19 protein-coding genes and 2 tRNA genes are annotated in these 16,503 nt (G+C 43.5%); 4 read left to right on the plus strand and 17 right to left on the minus strand.

From position 1 onward, the window contains the following. Nucleotides 1–1,079: 1,079 nt before the first annotated feature. Nucleotides 1,080–1,448, minus strand: a complete 369-nt coding sequence (locus JNK13_08500) for a DUF192 domain-containing protein (protein ID MBL7662778.1) — start codon at nt 1,446–1,448, stop codon at nt 1,080–1,082. Nucleotides 1,449–1,588: 140 nt separating this feature from the next. Here JNK13_08500 and JNK13_08505 point away from each other — a divergent pair, with 140 nt between their 5' ends. Genes JNK13_08505 through xseB form a run of 3 tightly spaced genes read left to right on the plus strand, consistent with a single transcriptional unit; the run spans nt 1,589 to nt 4,080 of the window. After that, on the plus strand, nt 1,589–2,317 hold the full coding sequence (locus JNK13_08505; protein MBL7662779.1) for a sigma-70 family RNA polymerase sigma factor: 729 nt from the start codon (nt 1,589–1,591) through the stop codon (nt 2,315–2,317). Between the two features lie 44 nt (nt 2,318–2,361). After that, nucleotides 2,362–3,801, plus strand: a complete 1,440-nt coding sequence (gene xseA, locus JNK13_08510) for an exodeoxyribonuclease VII large subunit (GenBank protein MBL7662780.1) — start codon at nt 2,362–2,364, stop codon at nt 3,799–3,801. Between the two features lie 24 nt (nt 3,802–3,825). Continuing rightward, nucleotides 3,826–4,080: an exodeoxyribonuclease VII small subunit gene (gene xseB / locus JNK13_08515; GenBank protein ID MBL7662781.1), complete on the plus strand. Its 255-nt coding sequence runs from the start codon at nt 3,826–3,828 to the stop codon at nt 4,078–4,080. 55 nt (nt 4,081–4,135) lie between these two features. Here xseB and JNK13_08520 read toward each other — a convergent pair whose 3' ends face one another. The 10 genes from JNK13_08520 to JNK13_08565 all read right to left on the minus strand — a co-directional run bounded on the left by JNK13_08520 (nt 4,136) and on the right by JNK13_08565 (nt 9,684). Further along, a complete protein-coding gene (locus JNK13_08520) occupies nt 4,136–4,543 on the minus strand; it encodes a hypothetical protein (protein ID MBL7662782.1) in 408 nt (135 codons plus the stop codon). Nucleotides 4,544–5,057: 514 nt separating this feature from the next. Further along, nucleotides 5,058–5,990 carry a lysophospholipid acyltransferase family protein gene (locus JNK13_08525; protein MBL7662783.1) on the minus strand — a complete coding sequence of 311 codons (933 nt, stop codon included), beginning with the start codon at nt 5,988–5,990 and terminating at the stop codon, nt 5,058–5,060. Nucleotides 5,991–6,015: 25 nt separating this feature from the next. Beyond that, nucleotides 6,016–6,699: a hypothetical protein gene (locus tag JNK13_08530; protein MBL7662784.1), complete on the minus strand. Its 684-nt coding sequence runs from the start codon at nt 6,697–6,699 to the stop codon at nt 6,016–6,018. A 90-nt stretch (nt 6,700–6,789) separates the two neighbouring features. Continuing rightward, on the minus strand, nt 6,790–7,311 hold the full coding sequence (locus JNK13_08535; protein MBL7662785.1) for a hypothetical protein: 522 nt from the start codon (nt 7,309–7,311) through the stop codon (nt 6,790–6,792). Between the two features lie 23 nt (nt 7,312–7,334). Beyond that, complete coding sequence (locus JNK13_08540; GenBank protein ID MBL7662786.1) at nt 7,335–7,610, minus strand: hypothetical protein; 276 nt, start codon at nt 7,608–7,610, stop codon at nt 7,335–7,337. Between the two features lie 8 nt (nt 7,611–7,618). Then, complete coding sequence (locus JNK13_08545) at nt 7,619–7,909, minus strand: integration host factor subunit beta (GenBank protein ID MBL7662787.1); 291 nt, start codon at nt 7,907–7,909, stop codon at nt 7,619–7,621. A 41-nt stretch (nt 7,910–7,950) separates the two neighbouring features. Beyond that, nucleotides 7,951–8,024 (minus strand) — tRNA-Arg (locus tag JNK13_08550). Nucleotides 8,025–8,123: 99 nt separating this feature from the next. Next, nucleotides 8,124–8,888, minus strand: coding sequence for a peptidoglycan DD-metalloendopeptidase family protein (locus JNK13_08555; protein ID MBL7662788.1), 765 nt, complete (start codon nt 8,886–8,888; stop codon nt 8,124–8,126). A gap of 6 nt (nt 8,889–8,894) precedes the next feature. Continuing rightward, nucleotides 8,895–9,530, minus strand: a complete 636-nt coding sequence (locus JNK13_08560) for a methyltransferase domain-containing protein (GenBank protein MBL7662789.1) — start codon at nt 9,528–9,530, stop codon at nt 8,895–8,897. 80 nt (nt 9,531–9,610) lie between these two features. After that, a tRNA-Pro gene (locus JNK13_08565) sits at nt 9,611–9,684 on the minus strand. Nucleotides 9,685–9,798: 114 nt separating this feature from the next. On the opposite strand from JNK13_08565, the gene JNK13_08570 reads away from it, so the two are divergent. Further along, nucleotides 9,799–10,857, plus strand: coding sequence for a J domain-containing protein (locus JNK13_08570; GenBank protein MBL7662790.1), 1,059 nt, complete (start codon nt 9,799–9,801; stop codon nt 10,855–10,857). Nucleotides 10,858–10,902: 45 nt separating this feature from the next. Here the strand turns inward: JNK13_08570 and JNK13_08575 are convergent, their stop codons facing one another. The 6 genes from JNK13_08575 to queA form a co-directional block, all read right to left on the minus strand. Next, nucleotides 10,903–11,229 carry a hypothetical protein gene (locus JNK13_08575; GenBank protein MBL7662791.1) on the minus strand — a complete coding sequence of 109 codons (327 nt, stop codon included), beginning with the start codon at nt 11,227–11,229 and terminating at the stop codon, nt 10,903–10,905. 4 nt (nt 11,230–11,233) lie between these two features. Further along, nucleotides 11,234–12,196, minus strand: coding sequence for a protein translocase subunit SecF (gene secF, locus JNK13_08580; protein MBL7662792.1), 963 nt, complete (start codon nt 12,194–12,196; stop codon nt 11,234–11,236). Nucleotides 12,197–12,207: 11 nt separating this feature from the next. Beyond that, nucleotides 12,208–13,755, minus strand: coding sequence for a protein translocase subunit SecD (secD, locus tag JNK13_08585; protein ID MBL7662793.1), 1,548 nt, complete (start codon nt 13,753–13,755; stop codon nt 12,208–12,210). Between the two features lie 15 nt (nt 13,756–13,770). Further along, the gene (yajC, locus tag JNK13_08590) at nt 13,771–14,217 is read right to left on the minus strand and encodes a preprotein translocase subunit YajC (protein ID MBL7662794.1); all 447 of its coding nucleotides are present in this window, start codon (nt 14,215–14,217) and stop codon (nt 13,771–13,773) included. 66 nt (nt 14,218–14,283) lie between these two features. Next, nucleotides 14,284–15,429 (minus strand): tRNA guanosine(34) transglycosylase Tgt, encoded by a 1,146-nt coding sequence (gene tgt / locus JNK13_08595; protein ID MBL7662795.1) that lies wholly within the window; start codon nt 15,427–15,429, stop codon nt 14,284–14,286. Next, nucleotides 15,426–16,502: a tRNA preQ1(34) S-adenosylmethionine ribosyltransferase-isomerase QueA gene (queA, locus tag JNK13_08600; protein ID MBL7662796.1), complete on the minus strand. Its 1,077-nt coding sequence runs from the start codon at nt 16,500–16,502 to the stop codon at nt 15,426–15,428. The genes tgt and queA overlap by 4 nt, the downstream gene beginning before the upstream one ends. Nucleotide 16,503 lies beyond the last annotated feature (1 nt).

Genomic DNA, 16,503 nt, shown 5'->3' on the forward strand with positions numbered 1-16,503 from the left:
CTGAGCTACGCTCAGGCTCTCCTCCCGCACCAATCGCACCGCCTCGGCCTTAAACTCCTTACTGTATCTCTTTCTCATACGTTCTCCTTATCACAGGTTTATACCTGTCCGGAAAACTGGGGGAGGTTCAGTCTGACGAATCGTATGACTCAGTGATGAATATATTGTGGGTACTAGCTGGCAAAGCTACAAATAGCAATAATCCGAAAGACAGATGTAAGTGGGTTAAGAAAGAAATGCATAATCTATCTAAAGGTAAAAGGCGGATTCCTGAAAATCAGCAAAAATATGACGATCTTAAGCAATTATGGAAATTTTACTGTAGAAACGAGTACGGTAGTGGTAGAAGAAAGTAAGAAATAATAAGAGCGAAAATTAATATATTTATTTTATTAGTATTATGAAAAATAGAAATGCAAGTAAGAAATGTTATTGGTATTGGGCAGAGCTCGTAGTGGCTTATATTGTCACGAAAGATCTTAATAGAAAGAATTACGTGGGAAAATTTGAAAAAAGGCTTTTAGTAGCTTATGCCAATAATCCGCACGATGCATATAAGGTATTTATGAATGCATCTAAGCGTGCTAATTGCGGCACAAAAAAAACACCCCTTACCAGAGTCAATAATAAGTCAATTGTGTCTAGATCTCTCGGGTTAAGTAAATTTGGAGTAAGTCTTGAGAATATATCAAACTGCATTTCAGATAATTATTCCCCATGTGAAGTTTACTGGTCTGAGGGCCGAAGTAACATTAAAAAGCTGAAGTCAACAATACCGCGACAGGATAAATTGCTTAATGATGTGGTAAGGTTCGTCAAATCACACGGCCATGAATTACAATGACATATGCTGTTTTGATAGCTGGTACAGGGTTTTTGATAGCTGGTACAGGGTTACTTTCCCAAGCAAACGCACATAATCTCAAATGGTACTAAAAACTAAAATATTTCGGACAGCACGCAACAAATAGATAAATCTGGACGATACAGTAGTTGGAGGTGTAATTTCAGGTTCTAAAAAGAGCGCTAGAAAGTAACCCAGTACCAGAAGTTAAAGCGTTTATAAAAAGAAAAACTGCTTAGCTAGTCACATCCCACTTAATGGCAAGCCTAATCCCTGCTGTGATTTGTAGTTTTGAAATTGTACCAGCGGGCAATTCAATAATAATACTTGTATTTTTAATATAACGCGAAAAACGCCAGGGCCTAAGGTCGGACTTCAGCGCTAAAATATAGTAATCGGCGTTGCAAAATAAAACATCAATCGGATAACGCAAAAAACAAGTATGAATCGAACTCGCTCGATCTAAGACCAAACCTTCATGCGCCTCTAAACGAGGAGAACCTAAAAGACCAAAAAGCCGCGCAAAAAATGTATCAGCCCGATAAACGGTAAGCTCAGTACTGCCAAATATTTTCAACTTCCCAGATTGAAGATCTCTAATCATAACAGCATCTTATACAAAACTAATCATGCCAGGAAAATATAAATTCCTACTCAAGCGCACAGATTCGAACACCTGAGCCATAACCAGTTTAAGCAAGCAATTGCAGGATTAGAAAGGTTTTTTTTCGGAGCGCTCATAATATGTCAGCACCACTTCTTAAATCCACAAAGAAGACCCCTCAGACACTAAATAGTGAAGAGAAAGTAGTAATTATTCTCGAACACCAAGACTTTGCACGAAGAATCGCCTGGAAAATGCTCAACCACTGGCGCATCCGCCTCGAGAGCGATGAAGTGGAAAGCGTTGTTGGCTGCGCTCTGTGCGAAGCAGCAGAACGCTACGACACATCCTTTGATGCCAGCTTTAAGACATTTCTTTTTTACCACTTGCGAGGCCTGCTACTACGAGAAATTACGGCCTCAGTACGAGCACGTTGCAATATACCACTTGTGCTATTTCTCGGTGATGATCGCGAAGTAATTGTGGAAAGGGTGCTTGAGCCGTTAACCGAATACAATACACCAGAAAGCATGATCATCCATCGTGAGAAGGCAAACTTGTGCAAAGACGCACTAGCGACATTGGATGAAATGGAAAAAGAAGTACTTAAGCGACATTTCGTAGACGATCAGAATATTGTCGATATTGCCAACGAACTTGGATACTGCCGCTGCCATATTTCAAGAGTAAAAAATAAAGCAATCCGCAGCTTGAGTAAAACAGTAGGAGTAATTACTAAGCCACTCGGGCTTGGATCGGCTGCACTTGCAAAAAAGAATGAAGCGCGCAGCAAATACACTGGTGGACGCGGTCGGCGTAAACAAGAAGCCCAGACTAATACTCAACTTAAGCTCGTTGTCAGTAAGTAGATTAGCGAGTTTTCTCTGCCGACTCTCTATGTTATCAGTAGCTGATGCTTAGAGCTAAATATGACGAAACGCTTGCGATCCTTCAATTCTTTGGCGACACATACAATGCCAAAGACGATATTAAGCTACTTGGCAAAGCGCGCTGGCGTGGAGATATAAAATGCTGGGAAGTGTCAGTACCAGCGAATACAGAGCTCTCAAGCCTACTCGCTAAATTCCCACACGAAGTTAAAATTGAGCAGTCGAGCACAGTTCAAGCAGAAAACTCTAGCGTGCCTGCACTTAGCGTATTTGAACTTAACCTTAAACTTCAAGCTGCAATCCATCAAGCATTTCCCGGAACTATTCTGCTCAAAGCAATCGTTAGTTCCGTTAAGCGACAAACAAATCGAGCCTTTATCGAAATCCGGGATGAGCTAGACGCAACATGTGAAATGAGTTGCATGGCAACTACCGACATGCAGAAGTTCTTTGATGCATACGAGAAAATAGGCTTCCCTCTAGATCTAGATTTAAATGTCTTATTTTCTGTGCAAGTCTCTATCGCAGGTAGCGGCGGCAGAGTCTTGTTAAAGATTATCGAGGTATTTCCGGAGTATACACTGGGTAAGGCACAGCAGGCGAGGGAGCTAACAAACGAGCGGCTGAAAAAGGAAGGTCTTTTTGAGTTGAATCGCAATAAAAGACTGCCTGTGTTGCCGATTAGATTGGCCGTCCTCACTAGCAAATCTGGCACAGTAATTAATGATTTTTTATCCTCCTTAGAGGTCGCTAGATTTGGCTTCGAGGTAATTTGGAGACATATTCCTGTACAAGGACACTCGGCAGAACGGGCAATTGTTGAGGCTCTGCGCTCATTTGCGTGTAACACTGAGGAGCACCAGGTCGATGCAATCATTCTCATCCGCGGCGGCGGAAGTGCAGGGGACTTATCGATTTTTAATTCTTACGAGATAGCTAAGGCAATTTGCCTAGCAGACATTCCAGTGCTTACAGCGATTGGCCACCAAGCTGATCAATCATCAGCTCAAGACGTTAGCTATCAAGCATTTGGAGTGCCTAAAGACATCGGACGCTTTCTTGCTGATATAATTCTTAACTTACGCAAAGAGTTAGAGCAGCGCGTGCTACAAGTTAGAAATTTATCAACTGAGATTATTAACTACTGGCAACAACGCCTCCAGTCGTTAAGTGCATTAGCACTAGCTCGAAGCGCTTCGATTCCAGATAGGGCGCAATTACAGCTGCAGCAACTCTCTAGTAAAGCCGGAATGCTTGCCCAGCAGCTAGTTCTTGAAAAAATCCAATGGACTGAGCAGCGTAGCCAATTGCTTGATTTATCTTCGCCGCAACGACAGCTCGAACGCGGCTTTATTCTCTGTCGACAAAATGGTCGGCTAGTTAAGTCGCTAAGTGCTGCTGACTACGAGAACCCGCTTGAATTGCAGTTCAAAGACAAGGTCGCAAAAGCAAAACTTTTATAAGATAAAGCACAGAGGAAACTTGAGATGGCAAAGCAAGATACGACGGAAAATAAAACGGGGAGTTTTACCAGTCACTATACTAAGATCGAAACCTTAGTGAAGGAATTAGAAACGAATAAAATTAGCGTAGATGAGCTGATTCCGCGCTTAGAATCTGCCTTAGATTCCTTACAAGTTTGCAAGTCAATGTTGTCTAAAACTCAGCTGCGTTTAAGTGAGATCAAACAGGAATTGGAACAGTTAGCGACTGATGAGTTGCCGAGCGCTGAAGATGCCTAGCGAGTGTCTCGCCGTAGGCGAGGCCTTTTATTGTTACACCAAAAGGTGAAACGCTCTAATGCATGTAGTTGGATTTTTTCGGCTGTTTGTTTTGGTCTGCTGCAGCTGTAGCCATTAAAAGAGTTTTTTGAATTGCTTCTAGACTGTCAGCTTTATTTGTAAAGAAAATATCTGTCTCACGCATGCCAGTTTTACCGGATGTCTGCACGAAGACCGGCGGATGTGTTCCGACTAGACCTTCCAAGAAGGCCTCGCGTTCGGCAGAATACTCATCGTCTAAATTAACTAAAATCGCATCAATCGCTTGGGTTTCTAGAATTGTAAATGCCTCGTCACTGTCCTCAGCGTAAATGAACTCCAAGGGTGGAAGCCCAGTCAGTACACGCGCAATGCATTCCCAGACTTGAAATGAAGCCTGTGACTCATCAATTAGTAAAAACCGTCTTGGTGACTCTTCGTGCATAAATCCGATTAAAACCTGTTATTGGCCTTTAAATGACCTATATCTATAGGGTCGGATGAATCTGATTATTTCTAAAGCATTCCGAAATCGCTCTACGCCTGATAAGAAACATTATCGGGCATAAACCCGCATACGAAGGTGAATTTAGACCACTTAGCAGCTAGTGCGTAAAATAAGCATGTCAAAGGAAATAGCTGAGGATTGTCTGAAAATGTGGGGATTGCAGAGAATAGCCGAACCGTAAAGAGGGAAAAAAAGAAAAACTAAAAACGAGTTGCATTGCGGTAAGCTCAATAAGATCACCTTCTAGATGCGCTCTTACGGAGCTTACCGCTGACTGCCAAAACCAAGCAAAACTGAACAAAAACCTATAAAACATTTGCTACTTCTGCAATCCTATACAAACTAATACTTCGTATCTATAGGACTTAAAAGTAATATCTGCAGAATGAACTTTCTTTCTTAGAATTTTTTACCACAGAAAATCTACTACCATACTTAGGATGCAAAACTTCTAACTAGGATTCGTGGAGTAGAAATCTTCGTTTTTTCCAGGTGGCTGCGTCTTCCAGCGTCGGTGTATCCAAAACCACTCCTCAGGATAGTTTTTAACTAATACTTCAATACGGGAATGTAATTCTTGAGTAAGGTCATGAACCTTCTCGGTAACACTCTTGCCCTGCAACTTAGCTTGCATCAACTCAGCATGAATGTAGAACCGATCATCACCGAGTGATCGTATCGCAGCAAAAATGATTGGAGCAGAAGTTCTTTCCGCAGCAAGCGCAACAGACTTTGTAGCCGATGCTGTGTGGCCAAAGAAGTTAATGAATACTGCGTGATTAATTTTAACATTTTGGTCGATTAGCATAGCTACATCGCAACCACTCTGTAGATTTGACACAATCTTCTGATATGCACCTTTACGCTCGAAAACAGTGTTCTTTGTTAGATTGCGGCGCCGATTGATCCAGCGATCTGTATACTTTAAGTCGAGTCCACGTGCCAGGATCGATGTCGGGCGAGAGAGTAAGGCATGTACATGCACGAGTAATTCAAAACATCCATAATGCACAGTTGCAATAATAATCCCCTTACCTTCTGCCTGTTTTAGCGCAGTATCAAAAACTTTGTGAGCCTCTGCATATTCAAAATGCTGCTTGGCCCACTCCAGGGAATAATTCTCTAGCGTCAAAAAATAGTAAAAATTTAAGCCTAAGCCAGCAATCGACTGACGAAAGATTTTAACTCGCGCAGTTTGAGTAAGTTCAGGAAATACATGTTCCAAATTTCGTAAGGCAACGGCCTTAAACTTGGGCACAGCTGAAATCCCAAGCGCAGTCAATGTCATGCAGATTTGCTTGCCAAGCTTTGCAGGTAAAATTCTGACTGCTAGGTAACAGCAATTGAGAAATGTTAATGTAAGTAAATCGATTAAGGTCTTCACTTACCCTCTCCTACCCTACTAGCATTTACTCATTTTCAGTGGTTGATTTCAGCGAATCAGAAATATGTTCGAGGTCGTTTGCTGAGCTCGATCTCAGTACTCCTGAGGAAATGCCGATGATCACTAGAATCAAGCAGATGATAGTTGCTGGCACAGAAATAGCAAAAAGTATACTGCAGATAGTAAAGAGTGAACTCGCACCGAGTAGCAGTTTAGTTGCACGTGACCATAAATAAAAACTAGTAAAGCTAGCAAACACGTACAGTACAGTTAGAAATAGCGGGACAATTGATTTGTTTGTGCCACCAACGCTGATCGTCTGAACTTGATTGGGGGTCATGAGTGTCTGAGCAGGATGCTCGTATAGAAATGCCAGATACAGGCATTCAATTAACATTATGGCCATGATTGGTATGCTTGAATAAAGAAGAGCCGCCACAAGATCCACATAGCGCGCCTGATAGCGCTGATACTTAGCCGCCCCATACTGACCGAATGCTAATACCAAAACGCTAGCTAGTAGAGCAAAAACTGAGCAAAAAATTGAAAGCTGTGAAATGCGATCGGCATTACTGCCACTACAAATTACAGAAATCAAGAGTTGAATTAGCGTCCAGGCCTTTGCCCCAAGCATGATTCTTAAGGCTGGCAAGAGGATTGCCGCTATCACTAAGGAAAAAAAGAAGCGTGGCAAGGCTGTTGAAAACAAGATACGAAAGCTTCGATCTGGCCTGTACGGTATTGTTGCAATAGCAGACAGAGAGCTAAAAAACGACGGCTTTGCTCGCGGCATATTATCCTACTCTTTTTGATCCTTATGCTCAGGTAAGATGTCAATTTCTGCAGCACGTCGCACTCGCTCATAGCGTTTGGTCGGTGCCTTGCCGGTGGTAATTAATGAATAAACTGAACCAAAAAGATCGAGTATAAATCCAATGGTAAGGCCGCCTAGAAAAGCTACAACTAATAACTTTGCCAACCCGCGACCGCCTTGCCCTGGAACATTACTTAGAAAAAGCGGTAGCGTCTGAATGTCTTTGGTGAAAAGTAGCAGAGTCGGCATACCATCGGCATTCTGCATGGCTGCACTGCTTTGCGAATTGTAAAAATTAACCCGTCCTTGACTTTGGGCCTCAACGCGTAGAGCCCAGTTGTTCCAATGTCTGATTTGTCTGCAGTAAGCTGTTGACTCGCCTTGTTGCCGGGCAAACCATCTTGTCGCACCCGGATTATCAACACAACGGTCAACGCAAAACTTTAAAAATAATGAAATCAGTAAAATGCCTAGAAATGATCCAAGTATCTTTCCTGCTGGTAGCATTTGTTTGGTTACTTTTTACTAAACTAATTTAGTACTTGAGCTGAGTTAGTAATGCCATAAAGTGTCCAGTAATACGCAGTCTGCCCTTGCCAAAGCGACTGCCCAGAGAGCATCAATTCCCATCCAGCAGCAGGAGTCGACTGTGCGCCCTTTGAAATCAGAGCCAATTCTTCTCCTGAGCATGTGGTTACGATTTCAAGGCGATCCTTCCTTTCGTCCCATTTGCTAGGCTTAATGCCGGGCTGGTGTGCCCCGAGTAATACATCCTTAATTACGACACGTCGCGAAATATTAGGCACAACCAATCCTATGAGGCAGAATCTTCAACTTTGAGGCGATCTTTTAATTCCTTACCGACCTTAAATGCAGGTAGTCGCTTAGGATTGACCCATATTTTCTCACCAGTCTTTGGGTTACGTCCCCAATAACTGCCATAGTCCTTAACGACAAAACTTCCGAATCCACGGATTTCAATGCGCTTACCAGTCTGCAGCGCTGTTTTCATCTGAGTCAGAATTAAATTTACAATGTCTTCAGCCTGTTGATGACCGAGGCCATTGCGCTCTGCAAGAACTTCAACTAATTCGGACTTGTTCATAAGTGTCTCCCAAGAACTAATAAATACTAAATTCTTTAAAATGCCCCCGATAGGATTTGAACCTATGACCCCAGGTTTAGGAAACCTGTGCTCTATCCAGCTGAGCTACGAGGGCATGCATCTACCTGCACTCTATACCTCAAACTGATAATGGTTCAATCCCTTCAAACCCCTAACATTTAAGGCAAATTCTACTCCGATTGTTACTTTGCCGTCAATGTCTATTACTGACATAACTGCGGCCAGTCTGCCGTAAGAATGGTAGCGGGTCGACCGCTACATAGCGTTGGCTTGGGGCCTGAATGCGCACCTCAAAGTGCAGGTGTGGTCCAGAAGCACGACCAGTTTGGCCGATTTCTGCGATTTTGTCGCCACGTCTAACAAACGTTCCGACATCAACATAATTTCTTCTATTGTGGGCATAAACTGTCGTTAAACCATCATTTGCGCGGATGATAATTAAGTTCCCATAGCCAGACATGCCGTTATCTGAATAGAGTACAATTCCATCATGCGCGGCAAATATGGGAGTGCCGCTGGGCGCGACAATGTCTATACCATCATGGAATCGCTTTGAGCGATAACCGAAAGTCGACCCAATCTTTCCTGTGCGCACAGGCCAATACAAGGCGTTAGAATTATTTAATTGCGCTTTCTTAAGCGCCTGTTCATTGTTGGTAATTTTGTCACCGCGCACGAGTTGATCTTTAAATAGCGTCACATTCTCAGTTCTGAATCCAAGAAAAAGTCGCTTACCAGGTGGCACTACTTGAGTTGAATTTAAGCCATTAAGTTTGGCGATTCTTTGTGGTGTTAGATTGAAGCGTTTGGAGATCGAATAAATTGTATCGCCAATTTGAGCTCGATAAAAAATGGGCTTCGTCGAACGAGCTAGATCTCTAGCAGGTTCTCTGGATAAAATGCTGCATCCAGAAATGAAAATAATCGAAGCAAATAGAAAAAAGACTGTCTTAGACATATGCGCTTAAGAGGCTCTTACGAATAGGCATTCGCCTTCGTTGTAACATTTAAGCCGATCGTGGTCGCGTTCGTAAATTACTAGGTTTTGCTGCAGTTTACTGCTCTGAGCTGTTTTTAGAGTTAGCGGCGCAACTAAGCGGCCATTGTTTGCAAGTTGATCAAAAAGTTCGCTTGGAACTTCATTGAATGCTGCTGAAAGTATAATCAAGTCGAAAGGCGCGTATTCAGGCCAACCTTTCTTACCATCGCTACAGCGGATTAGTGCCTCGTGAAATCCAAGATAGTCCAAACGCTTCCTGGCATCCTGTGCAAGATTGCCAATACGCTCAATCCCATAAGCGTGAGCCTTACATCCAGCAATCAGTGCCAGAGTATAACCACAGCCAGCACCAACTTCCAGGACACGCATGCCTTCACGAATCTTACCGAGTAGCAACATTTTAATAACTGTTGATGGCTTAGAGATGGTCTGAGAAAAGCCAATCGGTAAAGCAACATCTTTGTCAGCTAATTGCCAATACTGTCTTGATACAAATAGACTACGGTCGATAGAACCATAAGCACGGGCAACTAAAAGACGAGTGTAGTCGTCTGGTGACCTACTAGAAGAATCAGTGAGTTGTTTGTGCGCTGATTTCATGATCTGAAAGGGAACTATAGAATCTAACACTAGTTTAATGCAAGATATAATTTTTACGTTTGGATTTACACTAGCAAGAATCGGGGCGACTGGATTTGAACCAGCGACCACTCGCCCCCCAGACGAGTGCGCTACCAGGCTGCGCCACGCCCCGATACACAAGAAAGAAGCGCTACTGTTACATGATTGTACCTACGAAAATCAACCCTTACACGAGAGATTAATTTATTATCATTGCCAAAAGATATTCTTTCATGATGATTAATACATGGTAACAGCTAATTACTATGAAATTCTTGATCTAGAAACCACTGCAAGTGAGGCAGAAATAAAGCAAGCCTTTCGTCGGCTGGCCAGGAAATACCACCCTGATTCTGCTGAAGGCGCGGAAAGCGTAGCCATATTCCAGCAAGTAACTGAGGCCTACGACGTTTTATCCGATCCTGAGTCGCGCGCACGCTACGACAGAACTATTGGAGTTGGCGATGCTCCAAAGGTAAAAACATTTGAGCAGTCTGCAGCTGCAAATCCTAATATTCAATCACTCCTTAAAAATCAGCGTGTAAATAATGAAGCTCCGAAATGGACACAATTCAAACCTGAGGATCCAAAAGATCATCCACAAGAAACAGAAGCTAGGCAGAAGCATTCAGCGCCGAAGAGTAAATCTAGCGGCATTTTCGATACGCTGAAGTCGAAGCTAAGCAATAAAGGAAAATCTCCACTTACAGCAGAAGGCGTCACTAAGCCAGCTACACATAAATCTACAGACGTGGAACATCTACTTCGCGGTCAGCGTGAATATATCTTTACAATCGACGCCTTGGAGTCAGTAATTGGCACGACCAGAGACGTCGTCTATGTTGAGGACGATCAGGAAAAGACGATACGTGTTAAAATTCCTGCAGGCATTCGCGAAGGGCAAAGATTAAACGTTGCGCCAACAAGCGAATTTACTGTCCGGGTCAAGATTGAAATCGTTGCTCACGATTTCCTCGAACGTGATGGCGAGGATTTAACATTGCATGTTCCGATCACGATTTCTGAAGCGCTCTTACAGAAAGAAATTATCGTCCAAACGTTAGATGGCGAAAAATTAGTCAAGTTACCGCGTCTTGGATTGGATCGGGCTGCAAGCACCCTCACGCTTCGTGGTGCAGGGTTATTACATAAGGGACTTAATCGAAGAGGTGACTTACACTTAAGACCATTTGTGGTCTGCCCTAGCGATCGTCCAGACTGGCTCGCCAATATTGCGGGTCAACTTGATACGATTGCAAATGGACAAGACCTGCGAAGCGCCCTCCCACAGCTTAAAAAATTGTAGACACGATAGCCCTGTTTGGGTTGGACTTTCAGGATCGGTCTTTGGCTAGTCTCTAAAGCACTGTTTACCCACAGGCGGCTCGGTCTGATTGATCACTAGGCGCTGTTCGTCCGTATAGATTTGGCTAACAGTGAACATTCCACTAGTAGTATCAGTTGCCGCATCAATCTCAAGTGAATGAATTAAAGCGTGTCCACGATAATTCCAAAAACCCGCTACTTCTTCGACTAAATAAACTCTTGTCGGTGCAAGATGATAGAGTCTTCTACCGCTAATTTGGAAACTATATTGACGGTCAAGCTTGAGGTCTTGCGGAAAACCTTGATCGCGCTTTAGTTTCAAGGTGTCGTTTAGTTCAATTAACGACCCCATAAACTTAGGCAGCTTGCGCCTTGTTTGGCTTATAATCGCCTTTGCTTACAGCGTCTTTACCAGTTTTTGCAGCCGCATTTGGACGCTCCTTCTGCAATAACAAGACTATCGGACTGGCAATGAAAATTGAGGAATAAGTCCCGAGGATAATTCCCACCGCAAGCGTAAATCCTAAATCGATTAATGGTCCACTTCCGAGCAAATAAAAACATGCGCAGACAAAGAGAGTGGTTGTACTAGTTAAAATAGTACGGCTGAATGTTTCATTAATACTGCGGTTAAAAAGTTCAATTAAGCTTTCTTTCGCACCCTTGACAGGCTTAAAAAGGTTCTCACGGATTCGGTCATATACTACGATTGTGTCATTCACTGAGTAACCTACAATCGTAAGTAAAGCGGCCAAAACAGCGCCGTTGATTTCCTTTCCGACCATGACAATAATACCAGTTGTTAATAATGCGTCGTGCAGAGTTGCAACTACTGCACCAAGTCCAAATGTCCACTCAAAACGGATCATCACATAGACAAAAATACAAGCTAGTGCGATTAAAAATGCAATTAATCCGCTACGTCTGACTTCTTCTCCAATTGCAGGTCCGACAATGTCTTCTTTGAGGACTTCAACCTGAGGCAATTTAAGGAGCTCGTCTCTAACGGCTTGGATGTGAGACTTATCATCTCCACTACCCATGCGAATCGAATATTCACCGCGATTATCCTCGAAAGCCTGAACTACGGCATCGCTCACACCAGCAGCGCTGACTGCCTTACGGACCACATCAATACCTGGGTCCTGAGGAGTTTTAATGGCAATTTCTACACCGCCACGGAAATCCACACCAAACTTTGCATCCCCGCGCTCGACCCAGCTCAGATAGCAAACAATCGCTAAGATTACGGACAAAGCCATATTCAGGTGACGCCACCCCATGACATTGATACGTGAATTTGGATTAAACAATTCCATTAGAAATACCCCTAGATACTAACTTCACCGTTGCGATCGGTCATATTAAAGAAATAGAAACCCGCCTTACATACAAACACGGCTGTAAAAAGTGTCGCCAAGATACCAATCGAAAGAGTCACGGCGAAACCGCGGATTGGTCCAGATCCAAAGGCATAGAGCACAATTCCAGCAATGAGAGTTGTTAGATTTGAGTCAATAATTGTGGCATATGCGCGACTAAAGCCGGCTTCAACAGCTGCTTTTGAGCTTGCGCCCCTTCTGCGTTCTTCACGGACACGCTCATAAATAATAATACTGGCATCTACGGCCATTCCCATTGTTAGGGCTAGTCCGGCAATACCTGGCAAGGTTAAGGTAGCACCGAAGAGTGCTAGTAACGCGAGTAGAAACAAGATATTTAGAAAAATGCAACCAACCGCGAGCAGTCCAGCCTTACGATAGTAAAGCGGCACTAGAATAAGCACACCAAGACTTCCGATTAACGCTGAGTAGATTCCCTTGGTAATCGAATCTGCTCCTAGTGTTGCCCCTACAACACGCTCCTCAAGAAACTCTAAAGGCGCAGGTAATGCACCAGCTCGAAGTACAATTGCCAGCAAATGGGCTTCGTCAGTTGTAAAATTTCCAGTGATTTGTGCACGCCCACCACGAATCGGTTCATTGATGTTTGGGTCCGATTGCACGATTCCGTCAAGCACAATTGCCAGCCTGCGATCGACGTTTTCTGAAGTAATGCGCTCAAATGTTCGCGCACCGGCAGCAGTAAACTCGAGTCCAACTTGCGCTCCATCAACGGAGTTGTTATCAAACTCAACGAAAGCTTTACTGATTCCATCTCCTGTCATCAAGATTTCATCTTCAAGCGTAAGTTCCCCGCCATCTTTGGTTTTAAATTCTACTGTTTGGCTACGTGGGCGATCTTGTGTAGCGACGAGTCTGAACTCGAGCTTAGCAACAGACCCAATCGATTTACGGACACGATTGATATCCTTCTCCTCAGGAAGTTGCACTAAAATACGTTCGTCCTGGCTCTTTTGTATTGTAGGTTCAGTCAACCCGAATTGATTGACGCGGTTATTCAAAACTTGAATTGCCTGGTCAACGGCATTCTTCTTAATCTCTGCAGCATCTTTTTCGCTTAGTTGATACTCGATTTTAAGACCTTCACCTGCTGGAATTTCTGCCCCTTTCTGCAGTTGGCGAAAGTTGCTGCGCATGTATGTATCAAGCTCAGTTAGCGATTTATTTTGGGCAAGTGTAATTTCCACTTTGCGATCATCAAGTGCGCGAGCAGAAAGCACCGGCACTTTTTCCTTACGTAACTCTGCGCGGATAGTCTGAGCATCGGCATTGAGCCTGCTCTTTACAGCCTCATCAGTTTTAACTTGCATTAAAAACGACACTCCGCCCTTTAAATCTAGGCCCTGCTTGAGAGCTAATTTTTTACCGGGCCAGTTTTCTGGTAGTGAATCCTTAAAAAATGTTGGGATTAGAATGTACACTGAAACTAGCGTGCATCCTAAGATAAATAGTAGCTTGTACTTTAGATTACTCATGCATTATTCCTCAAACTATGCTTTCTTTGCAGCTGAGTTCGTTGACTCACTTGCTGCTATGATGATATGCGCGGGCGCGATTTTCAATTTAGTGCCGGGGACTGATTCAATTGTAATTGCATCTGCATCAATCGACATGACCTTTCCAATAATTCCGCCAGTTGTCTGTACAATTTCATTTTTCTTAAGGTTTTCGATAAACTTTTTCTGCTTTTGTTCCTTATCAAACATCGGCTTGATCACCATAAAGTAGTAAACAAAAAAGCCAAACATGATAAAGGAAATCGTATTCAGCCAAAACTCAGTAGAGTTTGGTACAGGCTGCTGTGTCGTAGCTGGCACTGACTGCGCAGGATTAGCCAGCACTAAATCAGCTAGACACACATTTAAGATTGCTAGGCTAAGTAGTCCGACGAAGTGACTTGCTGCCATACGTGGTAGTGCTGATTTAGTAAATTTCATTCTGAACATCTCTTTGTGGCTAACGAAACTTTCGTCAACTGGTATGTATTTATTATGGCACTCAGTCTATTCCAAATTTTGATTTTCGTTGCCTGCGTTAAAATTACCGACAAAGCTCTTTAGAAAATTATCGTAATCTTGTCTATGAATTGCTTCTTGGGCCCTTTTCATGAGGTTTTGAAAGAAGCTGATATTATGCAAGGTTGTTAGGGTAATTCCTAATATTTCTTGTGCATGAATTAAGTGGGAAATGTAGCCGGCACTGAAATTTCTACAGCAATAACAATCACAAGTCTCTTCGATTGGATCCCGGGCTGCTCGGAATCGAGAGTTGCGTAGATTAATGGTTCCACTGCTCGTATAAGCGCGTCCAAAGCGGGCACTGCGCGTTGGAATCACACAGTCAAATAAATCAACACCATGCTGAATCGCAAGTAGCATTTCCGCAGGACTACCAAGCCCCATCACGTAACGTAATTTCTCGGTTGGTAACCTTGGTGCTGTGACAGCAACAATACGATTTAAATCTTCAACATCCTCCCCCACACTCACTCCACCAATCGCATAAGCATCAAAGTCTAAAAGTGCCATGCGCTCTGCAGCTTCAATCCGTAGATCATCAAATAGACCGCCCTGGATAATACCAAGTATGAAATTTTGCTTGCGTTTGTAGTGAAGTTTACTACGTCTTGCCCAATCAAGTGTTAGCTCAAGCGACTTACGTACGGCGTCCTTCGGCAAGGTATGCGCAGGACACTCATCCAGGATCATCAAGAGATCAACTCCTAAATCAGCTTGGATCTCGAGCACCTTCTCGGGGCTGAAGAAAACCTTAGTTCCATCATGGTGCGACTGAAATTCAACACCTTGAGCTGTGATTTTACGAAGTTTTGCCAGTGAAAAAACCTGAAATCCCCCGCTATCAGTTAAGATTGGGCCGTGCCAACCCATAAAATCGTGCAATCCACCAAGTGATTGGATGAGCTTTTCACCAGGACGCAGGTGCAAGTGATAAGTGTTAGAGAGAATGATTTCGGCACCAGCTTCTTTAAGCATTGCTGGCGTTAGCGCTTTGACAGTTGCCTGTGTGCCAACAGGCATAAAAGCCGGTGTCTTGAAATCTCCGTGTGCAGTCCGAAAGAGGCCACTACGCGCGAGCTTGTCACTAGCTTGAATCGTAAACGGCTTGACGTGATCGGCGCTAGATTTCATGACAATAACATCGAGTCTCCATAGCTATAAAACATGTAATCCCCTGTCAGTGCATGTGTGTAGATTTGCTGAATTCGATCTGCACCATAAAATGCATTAACCAGAGAGAGATGCGTCGAACGCGGCAAATGAAAATTTGTCAACAAAGCATCGATAACTTGGAATCTAAAGCCTGGAGTAATGTAAAGCGTTGTCTTGAGCAAGCGATTAAAACTAGTCTCTCTGGTAGCGCTGTCGAGTAAAGCAAATGATTCAAGTGCTCTCGTTACCGAGGTGCCAACAGCAATAATGCGCTGCTGCTTTGATTTTTTAGCTTGAATTTGTTGCCACACTTGCTCAGTGATCATGTAGTGCTCAGTAGCAGTCGGATTTGCTTCATTCTCAACTTCCAAATCCTGCATACTGTAAGCACTTAAATGCAGCACGATATTCAAGATCTCAACTCCGCGACTTTTTAGTGTAGCCAGTAAATTATCTGTAAAATGAAGTCCTGCTGTAGGTGCAGCTACAGACCCAGGAGTTGCGGCATAAACTGTCTGATAATATTTCTGGTCTTCTGCGACTGCACGGCCGTCTCTAATATAAGGTGGAATTGGCATCACAGAATGTGCTCTAAGAATCTCAGTAATTCGTTTACTCTCAGTATCTGAAATCTCGCTGCTTGAAACTTCAACCAAAAACTCCTTGACTGATTCCCCGCGTCCACAAATTTTCGCAACAAGTGGGCCTAGGGAAAAGCTGTCAGCGGTCGTATAACGCCCACCACCGCGCACATACGCACGCCAGCGATTAGCCCCAACTGCAGCAAGAAAAAAGAATTCAACTTCTCGACCTGAGCCAGTATGACTAAAATATGCCCGACAAGGTTCGACTCGACTCGTGTTTACGATAAGTAAGTCGCCACTAGTTAAATATTCGATAATTCGGCTAAAACTCGAGTCGGTAATACTTGACCCAGTTCGTTGCCTTGTAGCGACAAGCAGCTTCGACTCACCACGGCGCTTATTGCGAGGCCAGAGAGCAATACGATCTTTTGAGATTTCATAATCTCTAAATTCCGCTCCTGCAGTCACA

It is taken from the genome of bacterium, assembly GCA_016786595.1.
In the GTDB taxonomy this organism is placed as follows: Bacteria; Bdellovibrionota_C; UBA2361; order SZUA-149; family JAEUWB01; genus JAEUWB01.